The following is a 26,609-nucleotide window of genomic DNA, read 5'->3' on the forward strand; positions in this document are numbered from 1 at the left end:
TTTTAGAATTCAGGCCTGCACTTGGCTGATGCCGACCTGTTGTAACGCGCTCGCCAGGCTGCCGACCTGACGCTGTTCAGTGTCCTTGAGGTGTTGCAGTTGCTGACCCAGGGTCGGCGCCCCGAACGTCCCGCGCAGCCCTTGGGAAACATCGCCGCCCTGCATCGACTGGCTGTCGAAGGCGTCCATTGATTCGCCCTCGGAGCCGGAGTCCTGGTTGAACAGGGTCGACAGCGTGCTGGTGCCGAACACCCCGCCATCACCACCACCAAAGCCCAGGAACCCCTGGCCGCTACCGTCGCCGGCGGCGTCAGTGCTGAAGACCTGGGCGATATAGCTCGGCGCAAGCGCACCATGGTTGATGAAAATATCCCCGATCGGCCGCAGGCCACCGCCCACGTCCCGTTGCTCGAACAGCGGCGGGAAGCCCAGCGGCGAACCGAGGTTGCCGGTCGGCGGGGTAAAGACGATCGGTTGCAACGGCACCTCGGAAGGCGGGATAACCGTGACCGGGTCGGCGGTCAGGAACTCCGGTGGCGGCTTCACATCGTTGGGCACCACAGTGTCGATCGCATAGTTGTTGGATACCGCCACGCTGGCCCCGGCGTTGCCCGTCAGGTCGCTGACGTTGCTGGTGTCCAGGGCAATGAAATTGCTCGGGTCGGTGAGGTTCACCGTCGGTGTGAACGTCGCGGTCCAGGTCCTGCCACCATCGCTGGTGATCAGGTTGGTCAGTTCACCGTTGGTGACGCTGAGGTCCGACAGGTCAAAATCCGTCACCGCTTCGCTGAAGGTGAAGGTCACCTGGGTCGTCTCGCCCACTGTCAGGTTCGGGTCGGCGACCACGATGGTTGCCGTCGGCCGGGTGGCGTCGAGTGCGTAGTTGGCGGAAATCGCGATGCCCACGCCGGAGTTGCCGGCCAGGTCCTGCACATTGCTGGCGTCGAGCAAGATCAGATTGGTGGCATCGTTGACACCAGCAGCAGGTGTCAGGGTCGCGGTCCAGGTCAGGCCACCGTCACTACTGGCAAGGTTGGACAACACGCCATTGGCGACACTGAGATCCGACAAGTCGAAACCGGACACCGCCTCGGTGAAACTGATAGTCACGGTGGTGCTCTGGCCGATGCCCAGGGTGGTATCGCCCACGGTGATGGTGGCGCCAGGGCGAACCGTGTCGATTGCGTAGTTGTTGGAGTCCACCACGCCGACACCGCTGTTGCCCGAGGCGTTGACCACGCCGCTGGTGTCCAGGCTGATCAGGTTGCTGGTGTCGGTGATGCTGGCGCTCGGCGTGAACGTGGCCGTCCAGGTGACGCCGCCGTCGGTGGACGACACATTGCTGAGCGTGCCGTTGCTGATGGTCAGGTCGCTGTTGTCGAAACCGCTCACCGCTTCCGAGAACGTAATGGTGACCTGCGAGGTTTCTCCTACCCGCAGCGCACTGTCGGCCACCACGATCGTGGCCGTCGGCACCTGCGTCTCGACCGCATAGTTGGCCGAATCTGTAGTACCGGTCCCGGTGTTTCCAGCTGCGTCGCTCACGCCAGTATTGTCCAGGATGATCAGGTTGCTGGCATCGGTCACGCCCAGGGTCGGCATGAAGGTTGCGGTCCAGGTCAGGCCGCCATCGCTGCTGCTGACGGCACTCAGGGTGCCGTTGGCAACGCTCAGGTCAGCGTTGCTGAAACCGGTCACCGCCTCGCTGAAGGTGATGGTCACCTGCGCGGTTTCACCCGGTTTCAACACCGAATCGCTCAGCACGATAGTGGCGGTTGGGCGCACTGTATCGACGGCGTAGTTGTTGGAGTCGGTGGTACCGACATTGACGTTGCCTGCCAAGTCGACGATGCCGCCACTGTTGAGCGAGATGACGTTGCTGGTGTCCGTGACGCCACTGGTCGGCGTGAAGGTCGCAGTCCAGGTGATGCCGCCATCGCTGCTGCTCAGCCCGGAGATCACGCCGTTGGCGACCGTCAGGTCAGCACTGGTGAATGCCGTCACGGCCTCGTTGAAGGTGATGGTCACCAGCGAGGTCTCGCCAGCGGCAATGGCGGTGTCGGCCACGACGATGGTCGCGGTTGGACGCACCGTATCGACGGCGTAGTTGTTGGAGTCGGTGGTGCCCACACCGGCGTTGCCCGCGCCGTTGATCAATCCGGTGTTATCCAGGGTGATCACGTTGCTGGTATCGGAAATACTCGCGCTCGGTGTGAAGGTGGCCGTCCAGGTGACGCCGCCATCGGTGCTGCTCATGGTGCTGAGCGTACCGTTGCTGACGGTCAAGTCCGCGTTGTCGAACCCGCTGACCGCCGAGTTGAACGTCACGGTGACCAACGTCGTCTCGCCGATGCTCAATGTGGTATCGGCAATCACGATGGTCGCCGTGGGCACGTTGGTGTCGACCTGGTAGTTGTTGGAGTTGGTGGTGCCGGTACCGGTGTTGCCCGCCGCATCGCTGACGCCGGTGTTGTTCAGGACAATGAGGTTGGACGTGTCGCTGACCCCGAGGGCTGGCGTGAAGGTGGCGGTCCAGGTGATGCCGCCATCACTGCTACTGACGGCACTCAACGTGCCGTTGGCCACGCTCAGGTCCGAATTGTCGAAACCGGTCACCGCTTCGGAGAAGGTGATGGTGACCAGCGACGTTTCGCCAACGCTCAGCGCCGTATCGGCGACCACGATGGTGGCGGTCGGGCGCAGCGTGTCGACGACGTAGTTGTTGGAGTCGGTGGTACCGCTGCCGACGTTGCCCGCACCGTCCACCACGCCCGTGTTATTGAGCGTGATCAGGTTGGTGGTATCGCTGATGCCAGCGCTCGGCGTGAAGGTCGCGGTGTAAGTGATGTTGTCGCTGGTGCTCAGGCCGCTCAGGCTGCCGTTGGCGACGGTCAGGTCCGCCAGGGTGAAACCCGTCACGGGCTCGCTGAAGGTGATCGTCACCAGCGATGTTTCGCCAACGGCGATGGCCGTGTCGGCGACCACGATGGTGGCGGTCGGACGCACGGTGTCGATGGCGTAGTTGTTGGAATCGGTGGTCCCGCTGCCAGCGTTGCCGGCTGAGTCCGTAATGCCGGTGTTATCCAGGGTGACCAGGTTGGTGGTGTCGCTGACGCTGGCACTTGGCGTGAGCGTGCCGGTCCAGGTGATGCCGCCGTCGCCGCTGCTCAGGCCGGTGATCGTACCGTTGGCGACCGTCAGGTCGGCGGTGGTAAAGCCTGTCACCGCTTCGTTGAAGGTGATGGTCACCAGCGAGGTTTCGCCGACGCTCAAGGCGTTGTCGGCCACGACGATAGTCGCGGTCGGACGCTGGGTGTCGACGGCATAGTTGTTGGAACTGGTGGTGCCGCTGCCGGTGTTGCCCGCCGCGTCCGCCACACCGGTATTGGCCAGGATGATCAGGTTGGTGGCATCGCTGGTGCTGGCGCTCGGGGTGAGCGTCGCGGTCCAGGTGACGCCGCCGTCGCTGCTGCTCAGGCCGCTCAATGAGCCATTGGCAACGGTGAGGTCAGCCAGGGTGAAACCGGTCACCGCCTCGCTGAAGGTAATCGTCACCAGCGATGTTTCGCCGATGTTCAGCGCAGTATCGGCCACCACGATGGTGGCGGTCGGGCGTGCGGTGTCGATGGCGTAGTTGTTGGAGTCGGTGGTCCCGCTGCCGGCGTTCCCGGACAGGTCGGCAATGCCGGTGTTATCCAGGGTGATCAGGTTGGTGGTGTCGCTGACGCTGGCACTTGGTGTGAGCGTCCCGGTCCAGGTGATACCACCGTCGCTGCTGCTCAGGCCGGTGACCGAGCCATTGGCAACCGTCAGGTCGGCGGTAGTGAAACCACTCACCGCCTCGCTGAACGTGATGGTCACCAGCGAAGTTTCGCCGACACTCAACGCGGTGTCGGCCACCACGATGGTGGCGGTCGGGCGAACGGTGTCGACAGCATAGTTGTTGGAGCTGGTGGTGCCGACACCGGCGTTGCCATTCAGGTCTGCAATACCGGTATTGTTCAGGACCACCAGATTGGAAGCGTCAGTAATCGCAGCGTCCGGTGTCAGGGTGGCCGTCCAGGTGATGCCACCGTCGCTGGTGCTCAGGCCGCTGAGCGAGCCGTTGGCGACAGTCATGTCAGCCGTGGTGAAACCGGAGACGGCCTCGGAGAAGGTGATGGTGACCGTGGAGGTCTCGCCAATCCTGAGGGCGGTGTCGCTCACCACGATGGACGCCGTGGGCGCCACGGTGTCGTTGACGATGTAGTTGTTCGAGTCGGTGGTGCCCACCCCGGCATTACCGGCCAGGTCGGCGACGCCGGTGTTGTTCAGGGTGATGATGTTGGTGGTGTCGGCGATGTTGCTGGCCGCGGTCAACGTACCAGTCCAGGTGATGCCACCGTCGCCACTGGTCAAGGTGCCGACGCTGCCGTTCTGCACCGTCAGGTCCGCTGCGGTAAGGCCGGTGACGGCTTCGGAAAAGGTGATGGTCACCGTCGACGTACCACCGGAGTTCAGGTTGGTATTGGCCACCACGACGGTCGCGGTGGGCGGCGTCTCGTCCGGCACATAGTTGGTGTTGATGGTGCCGCCATCCCCGTAGACGTTGGCCACCGACGCCGGCGAAACGCCAGCGCTGCCAGCGCTTGTCCCACCCACGCCGCTGCCGCCGACGTTGCCGGCCAGGGCAGCGAAGTTGGCGGCGGTGATCAGGATCGAGCCTTTGTTCCAGATGGCGCCGACACCGACACCACCCGCACCACCCGCCTGGAGATAGCTACCGCCAGCCCCGCCGCCACCACCGCCACCGCCGGCGCCGACGTTGTTGGAAATGGTCGAGTTGCCGATGATCCGCAGGGTTGCACCGGTATCGTTGTAGATGCCCCCCACCGCACCGCCGCCGTCGCCGCCGAAGTTGTCATACCCGTCGCCGCCGCCGCCACCGCCGATGGACAAGCCACCGCTGGAAGCCGTGCCACCAGCCGAGCCGGTGCTGTAGCCCGGATACGCCGCACCGCCCGCGCCACCCGTGGTGGAACCGCCACGCCCGCCAATGTTGAAGAATCCGCCACCGGCGCCGCCCTGTCCGGCCGTGCCGTTGGAGCCCGTGGAGTTGAGCGTGTCGCCACCCTTGCCGCCGGTACCGCCGGTGATCGCGCCACCGCCACCACCGCCGCCACCGGCGTACTGGGGCGTCACACCGCCGCCGCCACCACCGCCTGAAGCGGCGTTCGCGGTGACCGTGACGTTGCGCAGGGTCAAGGTGCCGGCGTTGTAGATGCCGCCGCCCTGGGACACCAGGGCATCGTCGCCGCCGTTACCACCGTTGCCTGCCACCATGCCCCGGGTAATGACCAGGCCATCGAGGGTGGCGGTGGTGCCAGACGTGACGTTGATGATCTGGGTGCGGTATTGCCCGTCCAGGGTCACGTCGGCCACGTTGTCATTGTTGAGATCGCCGTCAATGGTGACGTTCTTGCTGACCACCAGCACCGAGGTCAGCCCGACGGTCATGCTGGTGTTGAACGTGACGATATCGCCGTTCTGCGCGGAAGCCAGGGCGGCGCGCAGGGAGCCCACGCCGGTATTGAGGTTGTTGGTAGCGGTCCAGGTGGCCAGGCCCCACTGGTACTCGCTCATGGCATTGGCCGACAGCACGTTGGCGCTTTCGATATTGCCGGTGGCGATTTCCAGGTCCCAGTCGCCACCCAGGCCGGTGCGGTCGTTGGACGCCGCCACGTCGCGGCCGGTCAACTGCGCCAATGAATCGACCAGGCTCAAGCCACGCTCGCCTTCGGCGGTGTAGCAGCCATAGATCAGGATATCGCCACCGGCGTTCATGTCCTGGCCGATCTGCGCGAGCACTTCGCTGCGGGCCTGGACGTTATCCGCCGACAGGTAGCTGTCGCCCAGCCACAAATCACCGGCGTTACCGTGGGCGATGATCTGCACCGAGCTGATGCCCTGGTGGGTGTCCAGGTAATCGGCGATCTGTTGCAGGCCGTCCTTGCTGGCATCCAGTTGCACGACCTGGGTACCGGGCGCCACGCCTTCGAGCAGGCTGGCGGAATCCTTGACCCGGGAATCGACGAACACCACAGACTTGCCCGGCACGGCAGCCACGGTGGCATCGACCTGGCCCTGGGGCGCATGGGTGTCGGCCGGCTGGTCCGCCGTGGGCGTCTCCGCCGCCTCGGCCGTCGGATGCGCATCCGGTTGAGCAGCGTCGGCCACGGTTGCCGCCACCGCGCCGTCGAATAGCATTCGCGGCTCCAGGGACATGATCATTGGCGATGCCAGGGCCTGTGCGCCCTCGGTTACCCGCGATTTGCCTTTGCTCCACCACATGACGATCACCTGGACTCGAACTTCTTGAACACGCAAATGAAAAAAACCGCAATCAGCTGATCGCGGCGTCGGTTTTCATACGAATGACATTGGCGGCGCTTGCGGACCCATCGCGCCAGAACGACAACTCGGCATACTTTTCAAACAGATCCGGCGGCAGCAAGGTCCGCCGGGCTTGCGGCGCGACCTTGGGCTTGACCTTGTGCAGGCCGGCAACGCCCAGTGCCTGGTCGAAGGCCGGTGCGTCGTAGGTCAAGTGATTGAAATCGTGCTCGAACCAGGGTTCGCCGATGAACTCGTACACCAGGCGCATCACCCGCTCCGGGGCCTGGCTCAACAAATCGTAATCAACGATCAGCAGCGACTCGGCGTTCTCACCGTAATAGGCCTCTTTGAGCGCCGTCCAGGCGAACCCCACCAGGCGGTTGCGCTGGGCCAGGGTTTCGCAGCGGCTGTAGACGGTGTTGCGCTCGTCATCGTCGTTGAACAGCTTGGTGTTTTCGAACGGATTGGCGCGGTAGAGCCGCTCCAGGCTGTCGAGCACCCAGGCGACGTTGCGCACACAGGCGATGGTCTTGGCTTGGGGAAACAGATCTTGCAGGGCAGGCAAGCGGGCACACCACTGGCGGTTCGTATCGAAGATGACCGGCTTGTCGGATTTGTCGGCGTAGTAGGAATCGAAAAGACCGCGCAGCAGGCGGCGGCGCAAGTCGGTGTCGATCACCGAACCGAACTCGCTGCCGGCGCTGCATTGCTGCAGGACGCTGCTGAACAGCGTACCGACGGGACTGGTCATGCCGGCATGAAAGCGCGGGTTCTGCAACAGAATGGCAGAAAGCAGGGTCGAGCCTGAGCGCGGTAGACCGGAAATGAAGTGAAACTGCGGCAATCCATTCACCTTGTTTGTAGTCCCTTTGTAGCCGAAGCGTAGCCGAGGAAACAATCTTCGCCTAGTAGTACTTTGATATCAGATTCATCCCGAGCCATAAAAGAAGATGGACGGTAGAGACGCTCGGGAACCTGAATCGATTAAGCCGTGTCGCGACATTTTTCCGCCTGCTTCGTTCGGCAGAATCAAACATCCCGGTCTACGCTCAGCCGTGCGTGACCAGGCCAGGGATCAAGGAGTAGGGCTGATCGCACTTCTCCTCCCCCCAGACCCTGCCGGCGTAGCCATACCAACAATCTGAAGGGATGAGGAATCTATGGAAGTATTTATGGGCACTATCCAGTCATTCGCCTTTAACTTCGCGCCCAATGGCTGGGCGCTGTGCAATGGGCAGACACTCGGTATCTCCCAATACCAGGCGTTGTTCTCCCTGCTCGGCACGTACTACGGAGGCAACGGCAGCACCAACTTCATGCTGCCCAACTTGCAAGGCCGCCTGGCCTTGGGGCAAGGCAACGGCCTGGGCCTGACTCCGCGGGTCATCGGCGAAGTTTCTGGCACCGAAAACGTCACAGCAACGATCAACAACCTGCCCAACCACACCCACACGCTCGCCGGCATCAGCGCTTCGACCACCCTGCAACTGGCCAACCCGGCCAGCAACCCGGTGAATACCCCAACGGCCACCAACTCGTTCATTGGCACCTCAGGCACCGGGCCAGGCTCGGCGGCGATCTATTCCGACAAGATAGGCGCCTCGCCGGTGCCGTTGCAGGGGGTGACCACCACCGTTAACGGCACGATTTCCGCCACGGGCAACGGTTTGCCAATGGAGATAATGAACCCGTTCCTGGCGATCAACTTCAGCGTTGCGCTGAATGGCCTCTTCCCGTCCCGTAACTGATGAATCGCCGGAGGGCTGCGGTCCTCCGGCCTTTTGGAGTGTCGACATGCTGCAACAGGTTCATAGCCGCCATTTCCAACCGCTGCTGGGCCAGACCGGCAGCCTGACCCTGCCCGACGGCAGTCGCCTGCCGGTGCGCTTCGAAACCCTCGAAGAAACACCTCGGGCAAAGCTGCCGAACACCGAGCGCATGCCCTTCAGTGTGGAACTCAACAGCCTGGAAAGTACGGCGTTCGTGGACGGCCTCTGCGAGCTGGAAGTGCCGGAACTGGGCAAGATCGAGGGGGTATTCGTGTCACGGATGCCACCCATGGGACGGGATCCAGCGCTGGGGTATTTCTACATCGCGTTTAACTGATCACACAAAACCCGAGTTCAAAACAAACCTATTGTCGGAGCGGGCTGTGTGGGAGCAAGGCTTGCTTGCGATCCGGGCGCTGCGGTCCTCGAAAGACCGCGGCGTTTTCATCGCGGGCAAGCCTTGCGCCCACACAGCCCGCTCCCACAGGGATTTATGGTGTCTGCAAGATTGGGTCAGTTGCCTTTCGGATACCAGACCAACCGCTCCGCCGCCGGGCTGCGCTCTTGTACTTCGAAGCCCAGGGCCAGGTAGTGCCGACGGGCGTGGGGATTGCTGGTCCAGACCACGGTCGCCACCGGGCAACGGATCTGTTGCGCGGCTTTCTGCACCCCTTGCAGCACCGTCCGGCCATAACCTTGCCCACGCGCCTGGGGGATGAAGGCCAGGTACAGCACGCGAATTTCATTGGGGCCGAAATCCGTGCTCAAGGCACCGATGGCGGTGCCGAGCTTTTCCACGACGTAATGCATGGCATTGGGGAAGTTCTCGCCCAACCCTTGCTCTTGCACCTGGAACTGCTGGGCAATCACCTGTTGCACTTGTTCGTGCTCACCGTCGATCCACTGCAGGTCCGGTCGCGCCGCCTGGTACAGGCCCTGCAAGAACGGACCATCGCCGACCCGCGATGGACGCACCACCAATCCCTCTGCCGCCACTGAATCCATGCTCACTCCCTAGATCTAGAACCCGCTTTCCCTGACACCCAACGCCGCCAACCGACGCCAGGCCGCTCCCAACACCGACTCGCCCTTGCCCTGCAACACCGCCACCCCACGCAGCGGTTGTACCGGGGCAGAGGTATCGCCCACCGCACTCAGGCGCACGCCGTATTGCGCCTGCACCGGCTCGGCCCGTTGCTGCGAGTCGCGGCGCACCGCAATCGGTCCGTGATGGTCGGAGGTCAACGCCTGCTGTTCGACCCAGGCCACGCCGTTGGTGTCGATTTCATTCAGTTGCACGGCAATGGAGGTGTGCATCGGATCGTCCGCAATGAACCGCCCCGTGGCACCCGGCTCGACCCGCCAAAGCTCGGCTTCGGTCAAGTACCCGCGCAATCGCGAATCGGTCTGCACCACCCGCGCCAGCGCCTGCGTAGGCGACAACCAGCGCCCTACCGACAGTTGCGGCAACAAGTCGCGCACCTGGCCGGCATGGGGAGCGCGCAGCAACAGGCGTTCACGCTGGGCGATCAGGCCCCGGTATTCGGCCACCGCTTCGGCCAATCGCTGTTCGATGATGCCGGCATCGGCAGCGGTTTCGCTGCGCCCGGCCTGACGGCGCATCTGCAACTGCTGGATCTCGATTTCCCGGCGCACGATGGTCAGGCGCGACGCCATGTCCGGCGACTCCAGCTCAATCAACACATCGCCCTGGGCCACAGTCTGGCCGTCGCGCACATTCACCTGCTTGACCCGCGCCGCCACCGGCGCGTGCAAGGCACTGGCACGCCCGGCCTCGAGCATGGCCGGCACTTCCACCGCGTTGCGCCAGGGCAGCAACAGCACCAACAGCAAAGCCAGCACCACCAGGCTGCTCAGGAGCACCCGAACACCATGGGCCTGCTCACGGCGACTCCACCATTGCCGCCATTCATTCACGATGGGCATAAAAATGAACCACACCAATTCCACCATCATCAGAAAAATGCCCAGCACCTTGAAGAACAGGTGATAGACCGCCAGGGCAATCCCGAAAAACAACAACGCCCGCCACAACCAGGAGCCATAGCCCCACACCAGCAAACGGCGCCGCATCTTCGGCGACCAGGGTTCCGGCGCCGCCGCGCCATAACCGAACAAGGCTTCACGCAGGCGCCAGCGGCACAGGGCGAATGCACGACCCTGAAGGTTATCCACCGCCCAGAAATCACTGAGCAGGAAATACCCGTCGAAGCGCATGAAGGGGTTCAGGTTGATGACCAGCGTGGTGATCCAGGTGGCGCTGGCCAGCATGAACGCCGCGGTGCGCGCCGGCCCGTCGGGCAGCAGCGACCAGGCCAGCAACGCGATGCACGCCAGCACCAGCTCGGCCAGGACTCCGCCGGCACCGATCAGCAACCGCGCGCGGCGATCATTGATCCGCCAGGCGTCGCTGACGTCGGTGTAGAACATCGGCAACAGCACCATGAATGCCACACCCATGCTTTGCACACGACAGCCCGCGCGCTTGGCCATGAAGGCATGGCCGAATTCGTGGCACAGCTTGGCGAAGAGCAACGCCGTCCCGAACGCCAGCGCACCGCCCAGGCTGAACAGGTGCGGAAACGTCGCGATGAATCGCTGCCAGTCCCGCGACACCAGGAAAATGCCGGCACCCAGGGTCAGCGGCAGACCATAGCGCAGGATCCCGGGGCCGAACCGCGCCAACCAGGGCCAGGCACGATTGAGAAAAGCGTCCGGGCGCCACAGCGGAATGCGAAAAAACAGGTATTGATGCAGCAGGATCTGCCACAGGCTCTGGCGCTGCGCGGCGGTCTTGAACAGATAACTGTCGCGCTGTTGCGCGTCCATCGCGCTGATCAGATCATGGCCGCGCAAGAAACCCAGCAACTGCTCCAGCGATTCACCATTGAGTGGCAGGCCTGGCTCGCGGTTCGCGGCTTGCAGCACCTGCTCCGGATCACCCAGGGACCAGTGTCGCAACATGCGCATCGCCGCCGCGCCAAGCTTGAAATAGCGCCCGCGCACCGGATCGGCCAAGGTCCACTGCGGCGAACCGTCCGGGTCCGGCGCCGCCGGGGACAGTTGCAGGTCCGGCCGCAGGCTCGGCAGCTCCATGCTACAGGCCTACGCTCTGGCGCAGGCCGGCCAGTGGTCTACGCAACAGGTACAACGCCAGCGGAGCACGGTCGCCGAAGACCTTCGCCGTACCTCGCAGGCCGATACGCGGCGCTTGAGCATCGAAACGCGCATCCAACCGATACGCCAGTTGCCCGGCGGCGGTAGGCTGCGCTTCATACGCCGAGCGCTCGAGCCAGGCCAGGTGCCGCTGCAACGGGTCGCTGTCGAGAAACAACGCCACTTGCGCACCGGGTTCCAGGGCAATCGCGTCGCCCACCGCCAATTCAATACGCAACTCGGCCTGGTTCGGATCGGCGATCTCCATCAGCCGCTCGCCAGTCTGCACAGGCTTGCCGAGCCAGCGCTCGGCGTCGGCGAACACCGCGATGCCGTCGCGCTCGGCGCGTACTTCGCTGCGCTTGAGCAGTTCAAGCGCGTAGTTGCGCTCGGCGCGTTTCTGTTCGACTCGGGCGGCCAGCAGGTCGATCTTCGAACTCGATTCCGCGTCGGCAAACGAGCGCTGGGAATTGGCCTTGAGTTCTGCCTCGGCCACGCCCAACGCACGCTCGGCCACATCGGCCTGGGCCTTGAGGCTGGTGCTTTCGAAACGCAGCAGCAGGTCACCGTTCTTGACGGCCTGGTTAGGCTTGACCAGGAACTCGGCGATCACCCCATCCAACGGCGCCGCCACCACCTGCCCGCCCAGCGGCACCACTTCGGCCGGGGCCAACACGGACTGGCGCACAGGGATCAGCAAGCCCAGCAACAACACCGCCACCAGGGCGACCTGGCGCTTGCGAGTCCAGCGCAGGCGCCACGGCTTGCGCGGTTGCAGCGCCAGCCACGCATGGCTGTAGGTGTCGCCCAGTTGCGACAGCAGTACTTGTTCAGGCGGGGTCCAAGGCAGGTCGCGGGCCAGCCACAAACCACCGAACACCTGGGCCTGATGATCGATCAACGGCAGCCAGAACACTTGTCCGGCCGACAAGCTTCGCCAGTCTTCCCGAACGGATTCGCTTACCCCATCGGCGGCAATCACCCGGGCCTGCTTCAGCACCCCCTGTTTGAACAACTGCGCCACGGCCTGCTCGACAAACGCCACGAACGGCGCATTCGGCTCCACGGTGCTGACGCCGGTCACCGCCTGGACCTTGCCGGCGATCAATAACGCGGCGTGGCGAAACCCGAACAGGGCCTGGCCGTCGTTGACCAGGCTGTAGCTCAATTGCGCCGGAGTACGCGCGGCCCGCGTATGGCGCTCCAGGTCGAGGAAGCGGGCAAACACCTGCTCGGCGCTGCCCGATATCGGCGCGTTCACTTGGGCTCCGCGAAACGCGCCGTGCCGCTCATGCCCGACAGCAGGCCGCGGGCATCCGGCACGTTCGCCACCAGCAGCAGGGTCTGGCTGCCCTCATCGATGCGCGCGCCCAGGCGCTTGACCGTCGCTTGCAACGGCTTGCCGGTTTCATCGGGGATAAACGTGAAGGGCTGACCGGGCTTGAGCCTGTCCATCCAGCGTGAAGGCACCAGCAAATGGATCTCCAGTGTGCGGTTGTCGACCACATCCAGCAACGGCGCGCCGGCCGCGACGCTTTCATAACGCTGGACCTTGCGTGCCACCACCTGACCATCGAAGGGTGCGATCACGCTGCAGCGCTTGACCTGGACCTGGTACACCTGGGACTGCGCCTGGGTCTCGCTGAGCCGGGCCTCGGCCCGCGACACCTCGAAACGCCCGACGGATTTCAATTCCGCCAATTGCCGGTTATGCGCCAGTTCCTCACTGGCGCCACGGCTGGCCGCCTGGGCCGCATTGAGCTGGGCCTGATAGGCCGAGCAATCGAAACGCGCCAGGGTGTCGCCCTTCTTGAACGACTCGCCCTCACTGAACGGCAACTCGACGATACGCCCGGCCAACTCGCTGGCCAGCACCGCCTGATCCCGCGCCCGAAGCACCCCTCGAGCCTCGTTGCCAGACGCACTGGCCGAAGCATTGCTCTCAAGCAATGGATCGTCTGCTACAGGCGTTTGCGCCTGGACACCGCACGCTACAAAGGTCAATCCCACAACCCAACTACTTAAACGTCGCATGACCGTTACTCCCTGACGGATGGGCGGAGTCTACGACAGCGGTAGGGGGCGTCAAGGGAGTAACCGTGAAGAGAGGGAAATCTCTGTGGCGAGGGGATTTATCCCCGCTGGACTGCGCAGCAGTTCCAAGCATGTATTCAATCTCCCTGAAGTACCGAGGCGTCAGGTTTCGAGGCTGCTACGCAGCCTAACGGGGATAAATCCCCTCGCCACAGGTTATGTGGTTGGCAGACATCGAGCTGCCTACTCCACCAACCTCAACACCCCATCGCAATACACCACCTCACGCCCCAACCACCCCACATCCACCTGAGGCAATACCGCCGAAGGTTTGCGCAATTCACGCAGCAACGTCGAGCCGTGGGACAAGCGTCCGCCCATGCGCGCGATCACGGCACGGGAGCTTTGATAGTGGGCGTGGCGGCCGGGGTCGAGGGTGTCTTCCAGCAGGATGTCCTGGCCCAAAATACCTTGGGCCTGCCCTGGGTAGATCAAGAACCCACTCGCCTGCTCGGTGCCTTCACGACCGTCCTGCCAGAAGCTGCCGTCGCGGCTGCGGATGTCCGGGTGCGGCGCGAACCAATGCGCCCGGTCCACCGTCGGCATGGCGTGATGCAAGCGAAAGAAAATCCGCATCAGGTTGTCGCGATACCATTCGCGCACCTGCAAGTAGTAACCGCGCAAGCCTGGCAGACCGGTCGAATGGGCCAGGCGAATCGTCAGGGGCCATTGTGGGAAGGTCTGCAACGGCAGTTCGGTCGGTGCCGGGCGTGGCGTCGCTGGATCGGTTTCCCAGGGCAGCCGATGCGGGCTGTGTTCAAGATTGTCATAGGCGGTCGGCGGCCGGCCCAGCCAGTCGCCGCCACCGCTGGCCAAGGCACTGGCGATGCACAGGTTGCCTTGCACCACGAACACATAGAAACGGGTAAACCAGTCGGCCAGTTGCTGGCCGTCTACGCCTTGTGCGGTCAGTTTCTGCAGCTCTCGGTCAAAACGTCGCAAGCCGTTTTCCAGCGTCAGCAAATGCCCGCGGGCAATGCGTTGCATGCGCAGGAACAACCGCAGCGAACGCAGCAGACGCAGCGGCCGCCAAGGCAGGTACGGAGTCGCGCCGCCGACCTCGCCGGCGTAGCTGCTGGCGCTGATGCCCCAGTCGGCCAGCCGGGCGAGAAACAGGTCGTTGTTGATATACGAAGCGCCACCAAACACCGCCGTAAAAGGCTCGTTGTCTTGCAGAACCCGCGGATCCCAACGCGCCATGATCGCCGGAATGCTCACCGCCGCCCGGCGCTGGGCGTACTCCACCAACACGCTGGGTTGTGGCGGCAGGATCTCGGCGATATTGGCGGCGGTCAGGTGGCGGCGCCAGCCATAGTCGCTGATCGGTCGGTACTGCAGCAGCCAGAGTTGCGTGCCATCCCAGGCCCATTCAACATCGCCGGGTACGTAGTGGAAGACCCGCAGCACGCCTTGCAGGAAACGCCACAGCAGGTCTGCGGTCAGGCCATGGACTGGCTTGAATGTATCGCTGTTCCACGCCGCACCAAGACGGGAAATGATCGCCCGCTCCGGGCTCACCTTGCCATCGGCCAACGATTCCAGATGCCCTTCGACCCATTCCAATTCAACGGACAGGTGACGCACAAATGCGATGCCGGACAGCCGTGGCGTGATGAAGCGCTGCACCACCACTTCCTCGACACCTGCCGCACTCAACTCGGCAATGCGCGCCGGCACGTTGTGCGTCGGCTCGCGCAGGAACGTGGTGCTCAAGCCGGCATTGGCCGCATCGGCCTGATCCTCCCCGTAACTGGAGGAACGCACTGCCCAGATAGCGTCCGGCAGGCTCTCCAGAAAGTTTGGCAAGCGCGGATCATCACAATCGTTGAGCGACAGCGCCGCAGGCACCGGCTGCCCAGCCAACGCCGCCAGACACAAGCGGCCACCCTTGGTATGTGCGACGAAACCACGTTCTCCGGATTCCAGCCACGCCGCGAATTCAGCGGGTGAATCGATCCACGGGTAATGCCCCCAGCCGGGTTTCAGGCTGATGGTCAGATCGGCACGGGCGAGAATGGCCGACCAGGCCGCCGCCTGCGCGACGCCCAGCACCTTGTCCTGATCGCCCCACACCAGTTCGACCGGGTCGGTTATCCACTCCAGCAATGGCAAGGCGGTGTCGGCACGCACCAAGTCCCAGTGCGGCACAAAGGCGCGGCAGCGAGCATAGCCGGCGCCCATGCGCTGGTACTGCGCGGGCGTCCAGGACTGGCTGGAAAACTTGTGGGCAAACAACGTCGGTTTGTTCGCCAGCAGCCAGTGAATGGTCTTGCGAATCGGCAGCGGCGACATCAACGCCGGCAGCCGTCGTTGCCACAAAAAAGCACCCACCGGCGCCAGCAACACACTGCGACAAAAATGCCCCGGCTGACGTTGCAAGGCGTGCAGCACCAGCAAAGCATTGACCCCGACCGCCATGATCGCGCTGCCCTTGTCCGTTGCCGCCAGCAACGCTTGGGCATAGGCCGTCAGGTCTTCGCAGGGAGCCTGAGGATTGCTGCCAAAGCCTGGCAGCTCCAGCGGCACCACGTCGTGTTGTTGAAAGTGCGGCAACGCATCGTCCCACCAATCGGCGGCGCTTCCGTTGCCGGCCAGCAGGTACATCCGGGGCTTGCTCATGGGCGCTCCTCAGGCCAGGTCGCGTAGGGCAGCGTCAAGCGTCGGGTAACGGAAGGTATAGCCCGCCTCGACGAGACGACTTGGTAGCACGCGTTGGCCGTCGAAAAACAACTGAGCCATTTCGCCTGCCAAAGCACGTACCGGCGCGGCGGGAATGTGGAACCACACCGGGCGCTTGAGCACCTTGCCGACGCTTTCGGCGAACAGCGCCTGACTGACCGTTTCTGGCGCCACCAGGTTGTAGGTGCCACTCAGGCTTTCGTCATCAAAGGCCCGGGCGATCACCTGGATCACGTCGTCGCGGTGCACCCAACTCATGATTTGCCGACCGTCACCCATCCGCCCGCCAAACCCCAGGCGAAATGGAATCAGCAACGGCAACAACGCACCGCCCGGGCCAAACACCACGCCCAGGCGCATCACCACCTGCCGCACACCCAACTCGGTGGCGGGCCGGGCTGAGGCTTCCCAACGCACACAGAGTTCAGCCATGAAGCCATCGCCCTGGGTGGCGCTTTCATCAAGACTTTCGCTAGCGTCACGCACGCCATAAAAACCGACGGCCGACGCCTGTATCCACAGCGCCGGTTTGTGCCGGGCGTTTTTCAACCAGGTCATCAAGGCTTCGGTGGTATTGACCCGACTGGCGATGAGTTGCGCCTGGCGCGCGGGGCTCCAGCGCGGCCCGGCCACCGGTGCGCCCGCCAGGTTGATCACCACATCGAAGGTTTCGTCATGACCCAGCTTGCCCAGGGAGCGCAGGCAACGGGCGCGGCCATCAAACAGATAGGCCGCTTTCAATGGATCGCGAGCCAGCACGCTGACTGTGTGCCCGGCGTCGAGCAATTGATTGACCAGCGTCTCGCCGATAAACCCGGTGCCACCCGTGACCAGCACGCGCTTGTAGGCACCACCGGCAAACGGGTTGGCGGGTTTGCCCGCGCGCTGCATGCGCAAGGCCGCCAACCCGTCGCGAATCCCCGAGACCGTGACCCCGATGGCAAACAATGTCAGCAGCCAACCGCGCCAGCCCAGGTCGATCGCGCTCAGGCCGGTGGGCAAACTCGCCCACTGCGCCAGTTGCACGCCGTACAGCGCGAAGAAGGCCCCGCCGTTGACCGCCAGCACCGTGTGCATGATGCGCTCGATGGCGGGCAGCTTGCGGCTACGGTCCTCGACCACGAAATCCCAGAGCGTCAGGCCGATCTCCAGTGCGAACAGCAACGCAATGACGATCGCCCAAGTCCCCTCGAAGGCCAAGTGCGCCATGCCCAGGAACAGGATCCCGTAGAAGCACGAGCGCAGGGCGTGGATGGAGAGCTCCAGCCGGGCACTGTGGCGATAGGGCAAGGCGACGGTGAGTTCGTGGTGGTACAGGGTATCCAGCGCACCGAGGATCGCCTGGGCAATCAGCAGGGTGATGGCCCAGTCCAGCAGTGAAAAGTCAGGCATGGTTTGAATCACTCGACGCGTTGTCAGTCAGGGAGGTGCGGCGGTCGTGGCGATAGAGCCAGAACAGCGGCGGCAATAAAACGAGCAGAGCCAGGCTGTCGAACCATAGGTGGGACCAGACCCGTGCCTGGGCGGAAATCAGCATGTCCTGGGGCGCCCAGAGCAGGATGCCGGCGATTAACCAGCCCCACGGCATGGCGCTCTTCAGGCGATTGCCGATATGGACGAGGGCGAGCATGTACAGCCCATAGCTCTGCAATGTGGCGCCGAACAAGGCCAGCCACCAGACCTGTTGCGCGCGGGCCGTCGCGGGCACGGCATTGGCGCCCCAGAACGCCTGCTCGATGTTCTGCAGATAACCGTCGAGCAAGCCCGAATGACCGGCCCAGGTCAGCGTGACGCCGGCGAGCAGATGCGCCAGTGCGGCGGCATATAACCAAACGACCAGAGCTTTGCGAAGGGGACTGTGAGGGGGTGGCATTCCATGTCCTGAAGGCTTGCTTGAGGGCGGCCAGTCTAAAGGAAATGGAGAGGGCTTTACTTGGCTAATTGTGGCGTGGGGATTTAGCGAAATGTCACACCGCCCTCTGGACCGTAGGAGCTGTGTAGGAGCTGTCGAGTGCAGCCCAGCGGAGCGGTGTGCTGCTTGCGTACAGCAACGTCCTAGGAGATTTCCTTCAAGTTGTGGCGACGTTGGTGAACTTGTTCGGCTCGGGGGCTCACCGCTAGTCTGGGTTTGTCACTGAAAAAACGGTGACACGGACGTGCAAGTCCGGGTAAAAGAACGCCAAATAATGCCACCAGCCATTTAATGAGCATTCGTGCCCGTGTTTTATGGCGGCTGTGTGTGGGGAGACCTTCGGGTCTGCCGAGGTTTTTTTGGTGGTTCCTACTCGGTCTTGCACACCCTCACATAGCTGCCACCCTTATATCGCGTGCAAGCGAGCTAGGGCGGCTCTGATTGAATAGGAAGCCAAAACATGTTCAAGGTAACTCCGAATCCGCCAGGAAACCCTGGCAACACGTCCGACAAATCCTCGAAATCCAAAAAACTCGACGAAGCCGCCGAGCGCGCCGACTACTACCTCAACCCCAAACCTAGCGATGAAGCCTCGGGCAAAACCCAAGCATCCCAACTCTTCATGGTCGCCCCGGACATCGACACCGAAACCCTGCTGGCCAATGCTTCCGAAGACCTGCTGTCCATCAGCGCCATCGCCGCCGACCTGGCCGATGATGTCGACGGTTCGCGCCGCAGCGTCATCCTGGCGATCAGCCGGATGGCCGATGGGGTGCATTTGCTGGTGGAAAGGGCGATGGATCGGCTGGAGGTTCAGGCGGCGGGCTGACAGGCCTGTGGTGAATTGAGGATTGCCTTCGCGAGCAAGCTCGCTCCCACAGGGGTTTTGTGTCGAACCCAATATCGAGACACAACACCACCCCACTGTGGGAGCGAGCTTGCTCGCGATGACGTCAGCCCTGCAACCACGCACTCAAGAATGACTCAACGCTGCATCCCCCAGCGCTTCACCGTCACCCGCTCCAGACTGTCGAACACCAGATTCTCCACCAGCAACCCGATCAGAATCACCACCGCCAACCCGGCAAAGACCTTGTCGGTGTACAGCTCGTTGCGGTTCTGGAAGATGTACCAGCCCAGGCCGCCCTTGCCGCTGGTGGCGCCGAACACCAGCTCGGCGGCGATCAGGGTACGCCAGGCGAAGGCCCAGCCGATCTTCAGCCCGGCGAGGATCGACGGCAGCGCCGCCGGGATCAGGATGAACAGCACAAAACGCAGGCCCTTGAGCCCGTAGTTGCGCCCGGCCATGCGCAGCGTTTCCGACACACCGAGAAACCCCGAATACATGTTCAACGCCAGTGCCCACAGCACCGAATGCACCAGCACGAAAATCAGGCTGTTCTGCCCCAGGCCAAACCACAAGAGCGCCAGCGGCAACAGGGCGATGGCCGGCAATGGATTGAACATCGACGTCAGGGTGCTGAGCAAGTCGCGACCGAACTGGGTCGACACCGCCAGCGTGGTCAAGCCAAACGCCAGGACGATCCCCAGCAGGTAGCCCTTGAGCAGCACTATCAAAGAAATCCACACCTTGCCCAGCAGCTCGCCGCTGAGCAAACCGTCGTACAACGCGCTGGCGGTCTGCAAGAAGCTCGGCAGCAGCAGGTCGTTATTCTGGTATCGGGCCACGCCCTCCCACACCAGCGCCAGCAGCAACAGGATCAGGCTTTTGCGCAACCAACCCTGTTGCCAGAGGCGCTGGCCCAAGGGCAACTCGCGCTCCAGTGGCACGTGGGTCAGGGGTTGCAGATCGACTTCGTACTCTTCGCGCGCAGGCGATAACTGGCTCATGGAACGCTCCCCTTAATACGCGATGCGGATGTCGGTGAAATCCAGCTCACGCTCGATTTCCGGCGACTGGCTTTCATCGAACAGCAACCGATGAATCCGCCGCGCCGTGTGCTGGAACCCCACGCCGCCGAGGCTGTGCAGATCGTATTGATGGCTGTGGATTTCCGCCCGTACCCTTCCTGGGTGCGGTGACAGCAGCAGGATGCGATTGCCCACCACCAACGCTTCTTCGATGGAGTGAGTGACGAAAAGCAGGGTGAAACGCACCTCTTCCCAAAGCAGCAGCAACTCTTCCTGCATCTTGCGTCGGGTCAGGGCATCGAGGGCGGCGAAGGGCTCGTCCATCAGCAGGATTTTCGGTTGCATCGCCAGCGCTCGGGCAATCGCGACGCGGGCCTTCATCCCACCGGACAAGGTGTGTGGGTAGGCATCGGCAAACGCCGCCAGGCCGACTTTGTCGAGATAGTGCAGTGCCCGCTCCTCGGCCTCGCGACGCTTGAGCGTGCCGGATGCCAGCAACGCGAACATCACGTTCTGCTTCACGGTTTTCCAGGGCGGCAGTTGATCGAACTCCTGGAACACCACGATCCGATCCGGTCCCGGCGCGCTGACAGTCTGGCCTTGCAAACGAATCTCGCCTTCGCACGGCGTGATGAAGCCGCCAATGGCCTTGAGCAAAGTGGACTTGCCGCAGCCCGATGGGCCGAGCAGTACGAAACGGTCCGCCGGATCGACTTCGAAACTCACTTGGTGAGTGGCCCGCACCACCCGCTGCGGGGTGCGGTATTCAAGGCTGACATTATCCACGGACAACAACGCGGTGCCGGTGGAAGTGGGGTTGCTGGCCGCGTGGCCTTGCAAAAGCGCGTTCATGACAATCAGCTCCCCTGCAGCGGTTTGGCGTCCTGGAAGAAATAATCTTCCCACGACGCCGGTTTGTTCTTGATCGCGCCGACGCGGTAGAGGAATTCGGCCAGCGGGTAGGTGTTTTTCGGGCTGACGGTGAATTCGATCTGCGGGTTGTCGATGATCTTCAGCAACGTCGCCCGGTCGATCTTGGCCTTGGTTACCCGCAGGTAAGTGTCCGCCGCCGCGCCTTTATCCTTCTGAGCGAATTCGGCCGCTTCGGTCAGCGCCTCGACGAATGCCTTGTAGGTTTTCGGGTTTTCATCGCGGAATTTCTCGGTGGCAAACAGCACCGTGGGCGAATTCGGTCCGAGTACGTCATAGGAATTGAGCACCACGTGGACGTTGGGGTTTTGCAGGGCCTGGTCCTGGAACGGCGGGTTGGAAAAGTGCCCGGTCAACTCGGTGCCGCCGGCAATCAACGCCGCCGTGGCGTCCGGGTGCGGCACCGCCAGGGTGTACTTGTCGAGGCGATTGAAGTCCTTGTCGCCCCACTGTTTCGCGGCGGCGTATTGCAGCAAACGCGACTGCACCGAAACGCCCACCGCCGGCACCGCGATGCGGTCCTTCTCGGTGAAGTCGGCGATGGTCTTGACGTTCGGGTTGTTGCTCAACAGGTAATAAGGGAAGTTGCCCAGGGAGGCCACGGCCTTGACGTTCTGCTTGCCACGGGTGCGGTCCCAGACCGTCAGCAATGGCCCAACGCCGGCCCCGGCAATATCGATAGAGCCCGACAGCAACGCATCGTTGACCGCCGCGCCGCCCGACAATTGGGTCCAGTCGACCTTGATCTCGATGCCCTCCTGTTTGCCGTGTTTTTCGATCAATTGTTGATCGCGGACCACGTTCAGCAACAGGTAAACGATGCCGAACTGCTCGGCGATACGAATCTCGCCCTCGGCGTGGGCGCTGGCCGGCGCGACCAGGCTGCCGGCCAGCAAGCTGAACCCCAGGCCGATGGCGGCCAGCGGTGCAAAAGCAATGCGTTTGGACATGGTGATTCTCCGGGCTCTTTGCGCGAGGCGCAGCCGATCAGAAAGGGGCGTCGCCCTGGATGGTGGTGCGATACAGCTTGCGGCGCAGATGACTCGGGCAACCGGCGGCCAAGTGGATCAGCGAGCGGTTGTCCCAGAACACCAGGTCATGGGGCTGCCATTGATGGCGATAGATGTTCTGCGGCAGCACGCTGTGGGCATACAGCTCGGCCAGCAGCGCTGCGCTTTCGTCCTCCGGCAGACCGACGATGCGGGTGGTGAACCCCTCGCTGACGAACAACGCCTTGCGCCTGGTTTCCGGGTGGGTGCGTACGATCGGATGCACCACTTCGGCGACCTGGGCCAGTTGCTCCGGCGTGAGCGTCGGGCGCCAGTTGCCTTCGAATTTGGTTTCGCTGTAGCGCGCCGTGTAGGAGTGCGCCGCCGAACGGCCTTCCACGGCTTTACGCAGCGCTTCGGGCAGAGCGTCCCAGGCTTTGTGCATGTCGGCGAACAGCGTGTCGCCGCCTTCGCTCGGCAGTTCCTGGGCGTGGAGCATCGAGCCGAGGCTGGGCAGTTCTTTATAGGAGAGGTCCGAATGCCAGAACTTGCCGGCATCGCCGAGGCCGATGGATTGGCCGTTTTCGATGATGTTGGAGACGATGAGGATTTCCGGATGCCCGGCCAACAGGAACTGCTTGAGCACATGGATCTGCAGCACGCCAAAACGGCGGCTGAAGGCGATCTGTTGTTCAGGGGTGATGCGTTGGTCGCGGAACACCACGACGTGATAGTCCAGGTGTGCGCGGTGGATGCGGGCGAAATCCTGGTCGTTGACCGGTCGGGACAGGTCCAGCCCGACGATTTCGGCGCCTACGGCATCGCGCAACGGACGGATTTCGAACGACTGCGGGGCAATGTTCGCGATAAGTGAATCTGGAGAATAAGAGACGGCTGACATACATCACTCCCACGCACAGCGCGCTTGAACAGGCGCGCAATCGATCAAAACTCACGGCGTTACCGTGTTGGTTTGTGTCGTGCGGCGCGCCGATTGGTCGGCAGGTACGCAGGGGGATGACTTTAAAGGCATAAGAACAGTAATTTAAATACCGTTAACGAATAACGATATGACCTGGAGTTTTGCACCGCACCGCTGTGGGAGCAAGGCTTGCCCGCGATGAAGACAACACGCGATCCGAGGCGCCTGTTTAGCGAGCAAGCTTTGCTCCCACACATGGGAATGTAGCCAGGGATGCTCTGCGTTCCGAAAAGCGTGACGCGGAGCGTCACAGGAGGCATTCCCACGCGGAGCGTGGGAACGATCAACCAACGATCAACCAGGGCGCTACCGCTCGTGCAACGCCTCGGACCGGGCCTTGATGATGGGCTTGAGCAGGTAGCTGAGCACGGTTTTCTTGCCGGTGATGATGTCCACCGACGCCACCATGCCCGGAATGATCAGCAGCGGTTTTTCATCGGTGCCCAGGTGGCTGCGTTCGGTGCGCAGCTTGATGACGTAGTAGGTGGTTTTCTTGTCTTCATCGGTGATGGTGTCGGCGCCGATCTGTTCCAGCTTGGCTTTCATCCCGCCGTAGATGGTGTAGTCGTACGCGGTGAATTTCACCGTGGCGTCCTGGCCGGGGTGCAGGAAGGCGATGTCCTGAGGACGGATTTTCGCCTCCACCAGGATGGTGTCGTCCAGCGGCACGATTTCCACCAGGTCGCTGCCGGGCTGGATCACGCCGCCGATGGTGTTCACCAGCAACTTGTTGACGATGCCGCGCACGGGCGACGTCACCAGGGTCCGGCTCACCCGATCTTCCAGGGCTTTGCCAGTGGCCTGGGCCTTGTTCAGGTCGGTGCGAGCTTCGTTGAGCTGCGTCAAGGCTTCGCTGCGGAACTTGCCACGGGTCTCGTCGATCTTGCGCTGTACTTCCTTGATCGCCGATTCGGCACGCGGGATCGCCAACGTCGTGGCGTCCAGTTGCCCACGGGTCTCGACCTCGGCGCGCTTGAGCCGCAGCACTTCCACTGGCGACACCGCGCCCTGTGCCACCAGCGGCTCGGACATGTTGATTTCCTGGCGTTGCAGCGCCAGGCCGGAGCGGTACTGCGCCTGCTTGGACACGAATTCGCGCAGTTCCTGCTGGCGCTGGATCAACTGCTCCTGCAAGCCGCCGATTTCATCGTGCAACTGCTGGCGGCGGCTGAGGTACAGCGACTCCTCGCTGGCGGCCTGGCCCGGCACCGCCTTGAGCACATCGGCCGGGAAGTTGAGCGGCCGGTCGTCGACCTCGGCACTCAGGCGCTCGACCCGCAACAGCATGGACAGGCGATCGGCCTCGGTTTCGCCGACGTTGGAGACAAACCGGGTGTCGTCCAGGCGAATCAACGACGCGCCGGCATCGACGATCTGCCCTTCCTTTACGAACAGCTCGGCGACGATGCCGCCTTCCAGGTTCTGGATCTTCTGGATCTTGGACGATGGGATCGCCTTGCCGTCGCCCTTGGTCACTTCGTCGATCTCGGCGAAGTTGGCCCACAGCATCAGGAACACAAAGAAGCCGATGATGCCCCAGATCGTCAAACGCACCACCCGCGGAGCGTCCTCGATCAGGGCTTTGTTGACCTCGGGCAGCGGTTGGCCGTGCAGCGAGTCGGAACCTTTGAAATAACGGCCCACCGCGCCCTTGAAACCGGATTTAAGCAACACTGATCTGCCCCTTCTTCAACGCTTCCATGACAGCGGCTTTCGGGCCGTCGGCGAGGATCTGTCCACGGTCGATCACCAACAGGCGGTCCACCAGCGACAGCAAGGATGCACGGTGCGTCACCAGCAACACGGTCTTGTTTTCCACCACGGCAGCCAAGCGCTGTTTCAAGCGTTCTTCACCGGTGTTGTCCATGGCGCTGGTGGGTTCGTCCAACAACAGGATGGGCGGGTTGAGCAGCAGCGCGCGGGCCAGGGCGACGTTCTGGCGCTGACCACCGGACAGGTTCTGTCCGCGCTCACCGACTTGCAGTTCATAGCCTTGCGGATGCAGGCGGGCAAATTCATGCACGCCCGCCAGTTCAGCGGCCTGGAGCACCAGTTCATCTTCGACGTAACGGGCGCCGGAGGTCAGGTTGTCCCGCAGGGTACCGGCCAGCAGCTGGATGTCCTGGGGCACGTAGCCAATGTTGTAGCGCAGCTCGCTGACGTCGATCTGGCGGATGTCCACGCCGTCCACCAGCAAGGCGCCGTCGTCGGGTTGGTAAAGCCCCACCAGCAACTTGGCCAGGGAACTCTTGCCCGAGCCGCTGCGGCCAATGATGCCGATTTTCTCGCCCGGCTTGATCACCAGGTTGATGTTCTTCAGCGCGGGGTTCTGCTGGTTCGGATAAGTGAAATTCAACTGACGGCATTCGACGGCACCCTGCAGGACCTTGCGGCTCAGGGGGCGCTCGTCGAAATTGCGCTCTTGGGGCAGCTCCATCATCTGGTCGACGGACGTCATGGTCACCCGCGCCTGTTGGTAGCGGGTCAGCAGGCCCGACAGCGAAGCCAACGGGCTGAGGGCGCGACCGCTGAGCATGTAGCAGGCAACCAGCCCACCCATGCTCAGGCTACCGGCGATGATCAGGTAAACGCCGAAGACGATCATGACCACCCCGGCCAGTTGCTGGATCAGCAAGGTGATGTTCATTGCCAGGCCGGACAGCATCTTCACCCGCAGTTCGAGGCGGCTGAGGGTGCCGATGGTCTGTTCCCACTGGTATTGGCGTTCGCTCTCGGCGTTGTTGACCTTCACCGCGTCCAGGCCGGCCAGGGTTTCGATCAGGCTGGATTGGCGCTCGGCGCCCAAGGCCATGGTTCGCTCCATGGTCGCCACCAAAGGCTTCTGCAGCGCATAGCCGATCAGCAGGGCAATCGGGAACGCCAGCACCGGAATCCACACCAGGTGCCCGCCGATAATCGCGATGACCATGAAGATCAGCAGGGTGAACGGCAGGTCGATCAGGCTGGTGAGGGTCAGCGAAGCAAGGAAGTCCCGCAGGCTCTGGAACTCATGGATGTTCTGGGCAAAGCTGCCGACCCGCGCCGGGCGGTATTTCATGGACATGCCGACGATGCGCTCGAACAGCGTCGCCGAGATGATCAGGTCGGTTTTCTTGCCCGCCAGGTCCAGGCACAGGCTGCGCAGCATCTTGAGGATCAGGTCGAAGACATAGGCGCCGGTGATACCAACGGCCAATACCCACAGAGTCGATTCGGCCTGGTTCGGCACCACGCGGTCGTAGACGTTCATCACGAACAGCGGCGCGGCCATGGCGATGATGTTGATCAGCAGGCTCGCCGCGATGGCATCGGCGTACAGCCAGCGGGACCGTTTGAGGGTGTCGCGAAACCACGAACGCGCCCGAGGGATCAGCGTGCCGTGGTTAACGTCAAATTTATGCTGCGGCTGGGCGAAGAACACCTTGCCGCTGTAGTCATCGGCCAGCAGTTCACGGCTGATGGTCACCTCACCGCCGTCGCTTTCGCTGAGCAGCAACCGCGCCTGGTCGTCGCCAACCCAGCCCAGCAGCACGGCACTGCGGCCGTCCTTGAGCAACAACAGCGCTGGCATGGCGATGGTCGGGATCTGCTCAAGCTTGCGTTGCAGCACCCGACCTTGCAGACCGGCACGGGCCGCCGCGCGCGACAATAATTCGACGCTCAGCCGCTGCTTGGGCAGCGGCAGGCCGGTGGTGAGCATCGCCGCGCTGGCCGGCTTCTGATGCAGCATGCAGAGCGCCAGCAAGCCGTCCAGCAGCGGGTCGTCGTGCAGCGTGCGCGGGTCATGAACTAGTTCGACTGGACTGACTTCTGATTCCACGCTCGGCACT

The 26,609-nt window shown here is 63.0% G+C and carries 18 protein-coding genes; 3 read left to right on the forward strand and 15 right to left on the reverse strand.

Annotated elements, in window-relative coordinates:
* Positions 1 to 9: 9 nt before the first annotated feature.
* Together AB4O22_RS25540 and AB4O22_RS25545 are read right to left on the reverse strand one after the other, a co-directional pair.
* The gene (locus AB4O22_RS25540; protein WP_460097417.1) at positions 10 to 6,330 is read right to left on the reverse strand and encodes an Ig-like domain-containing protein; all 6,321 of its coding nucleotides are present in this window, start codon (positions 6,328 to 6,330) and stop codon (positions 10 to 12) included.
* 52 nt (positions 6,331 to 6,382) lie between these two features.
* Positions 6,383 to 7,228 carry a sulfotransferase family protein gene (locus tag AB4O22_RS25545; protein WP_223472749.1) on the reverse strand — a complete coding sequence of 282 codons (846 nt, stop codon included), beginning with the start codon at positions 7,226 to 7,228 and terminating at the stop codon, positions 6,383 to 6,385.
* Between the two features lie 307 nt (positions 7,229 to 7,535).
* On the opposite strand from AB4O22_RS25545, the gene AB4O22_RS25550 reads away from it, so the two are divergent.
* Both AB4O22_RS25550 and AB4O22_RS25555 read left to right on the forward strand, forming a co-directional pair.
* Positions 7,536 to 8,123, forward strand: a complete 588-nt coding sequence (locus tag AB4O22_RS25550; RefSeq protein WP_460097418.1) for a phage tail protein — start codon at positions 7,536 to 7,538, stop codon at positions 8,121 to 8,123.
* Positions 8,124 to 8,169: 46 nt separating this feature from the next.
* A complete protein-coding gene (locus AB4O22_RS25555; RefSeq protein WP_027912157.1) occupies positions 8,170 to 8,481 on the forward strand; it encodes a DUF6916 family protein in 312 nt (103 codons plus the stop codon).
* A 176-nt stretch (positions 8,482 to 8,657) separates the two neighbouring features.
* On the opposite strand, the gene AB4O22_RS25560 is transcribed toward AB4O22_RS25555, so the two are convergent.
* The 7 genes from AB4O22_RS25560 to AB4O22_RS25590 form a co-directional block, all read right to left on the reverse strand.
* Positions 8,658 to 9,149, reverse strand: coding sequence for a GNAT family N-acetyltransferase (locus AB4O22_RS25560; RefSeq protein ID WP_460097420.1), 492 nt, complete (start codon positions 9,147 to 9,149; stop codon positions 8,658 to 8,660).
* A 15-nt stretch (positions 9,150 to 9,164) separates the two neighbouring features.
* Positions 9,165 to 11,261 (reverse strand): biotin/lipoyl-binding protein, encoded by a 2,097-nt coding sequence (locus AB4O22_RS25565; RefSeq protein ID WP_460097421.1) that lies wholly within the window; start codon positions 11,259 to 11,261, stop codon positions 9,165 to 9,167.
* Position 11,262: 1 nt separating this feature from the next.
* Complete coding sequence (locus AB4O22_RS25570; protein WP_038858911.1) at positions 11,263 to 12,582, reverse strand: efflux RND transporter periplasmic adaptor subunit; 1,320 nt, start codon at positions 12,580 to 12,582, stop codon at positions 11,263 to 11,265.
* A complete protein-coding gene (locus AB4O22_RS25575; protein ID WP_460097423.1) occupies positions 12,579 to 13,355 on the reverse strand; it encodes an efflux RND transporter periplasmic adaptor subunit in 777 nt (258 codons plus the stop codon). Before AB4O22_RS25575 ends, AB4O22_RS25570 begins: the two co-directional genes overlap by 4 nt.
* A gap of 243 nt (positions 13,356 to 13,598) precedes the next feature.
* Positions 13,599 to 16,034, reverse strand: coding sequence for an alpha/beta fold hydrolase (locus AB4O22_RS25580; RefSeq protein WP_460097425.1), 2,436 nt, complete (start codon positions 16,032 to 16,034; stop codon positions 13,599 to 13,601).
* Between the two features lie 9 nt (positions 16,035 to 16,043).
* Positions 16,044 to 17,486, reverse strand: coding sequence for a TIGR01777 family oxidoreductase (locus AB4O22_RS25585; RefSeq protein ID WP_039013433.1), 1,443 nt, complete (start codon positions 17,484 to 17,486; stop codon positions 16,044 to 16,046).
* The gene (locus tag AB4O22_RS25590; protein WP_460097427.1) at positions 17,479 to 17,967 is read right to left on the reverse strand and encodes a cell division protein; all 489 of its coding nucleotides are present in this window, start codon (positions 17,965 to 17,967) and stop codon (positions 17,479 to 17,481) included. The genes AB4O22_RS25585 and AB4O22_RS25590 overlap by 8 nt, the downstream gene beginning before the upstream one ends.
* Before the next feature lie 499 nt (positions 17,968 to 18,466).
* Between AB4O22_RS25590 and AB4O22_RS25595 the strand changes: the two genes are divergently transcribed.
* Entirely contained in the window at positions 18,467 to 18,835 is a 369-nt protein-coding gene (locus tag AB4O22_RS25595; RefSeq protein WP_460097428.1) for a DUF6124 family protein, read from the forward strand.
* A gap of 155 nt (positions 18,836 to 18,990) precedes the next feature.
* On the opposite strand, the gene AB4O22_RS25600 is transcribed toward AB4O22_RS25595, so the two are convergent.
* The 6 genes from AB4O22_RS25600 to AB4O22_RS25625 all read right to left on the reverse strand — a co-directional run bounded on the left by AB4O22_RS25600 (position 18,991) and on the right by AB4O22_RS25625 (position 26,599).
* The gene (locus tag AB4O22_RS25600) at positions 18,991 to 19,857 is read right to left on the reverse strand and encodes an ABC transporter permease (RefSeq protein WP_223472757.1); all 867 of its coding nucleotides are present in this window, start codon (positions 19,855 to 19,857) and stop codon (positions 18,991 to 18,993) included.
* A gap of 12 nt (positions 19,858 to 19,869) precedes the next feature.
* Positions 19,870 to 20,730 (reverse strand): ABC transporter ATP-binding protein, encoded by an 861-nt coding sequence (locus tag AB4O22_RS25605; protein ID WP_003196562.1) that lies wholly within the window; start codon positions 20,728 to 20,730, stop codon positions 19,870 to 19,872.
* A 5-nt stretch (positions 20,731 to 20,735) separates the two neighbouring features.
* Positions 20,736 to 21,758 (reverse strand): ABC transporter substrate-binding protein, encoded by a 1,023-nt coding sequence (locus AB4O22_RS25610; protein WP_460105876.1) that lies wholly within the window; start codon positions 21,756 to 21,758, stop codon positions 20,736 to 20,738.
* 37 nt (positions 21,759 to 21,795) lie between these two features.
* Positions 21,796 to 22,698 carry a TauD/TfdA dioxygenase family protein gene (locus AB4O22_RS25615; protein ID WP_460097430.1) on the reverse strand — a complete coding sequence of 301 codons (903 nt, stop codon included), beginning with the start codon at positions 22,696 to 22,698 and terminating at the stop codon, positions 21,796 to 21,798.
* Positions 22,699 to 23,085: 387 nt separating this feature from the next.
* Positions 23,086 to 24,453 (reverse strand): HlyD family type I secretion periplasmic adaptor subunit, encoded by a 1,368-nt coding sequence (locus AB4O22_RS25620; RefSeq protein WP_003196556.1) that lies wholly within the window; start codon positions 24,451 to 24,453, stop codon positions 23,086 to 23,088.
* Entirely contained in the window at positions 24,443 to 26,599 is a 2,157-nt protein-coding gene (locus AB4O22_RS25625; RefSeq protein ID WP_003196554.1) for a type I secretion system permease/ATPase, read from the reverse strand. Before AB4O22_RS25625 ends, AB4O22_RS25620 begins: the two co-directional genes overlap by 11 nt.
* Between the last annotated feature and the right edge of the window lie 10 nt (positions 26,600 to 26,609).

The organism is Pseudomonas sp. S3_B11 (assembly GCF_054667715.1).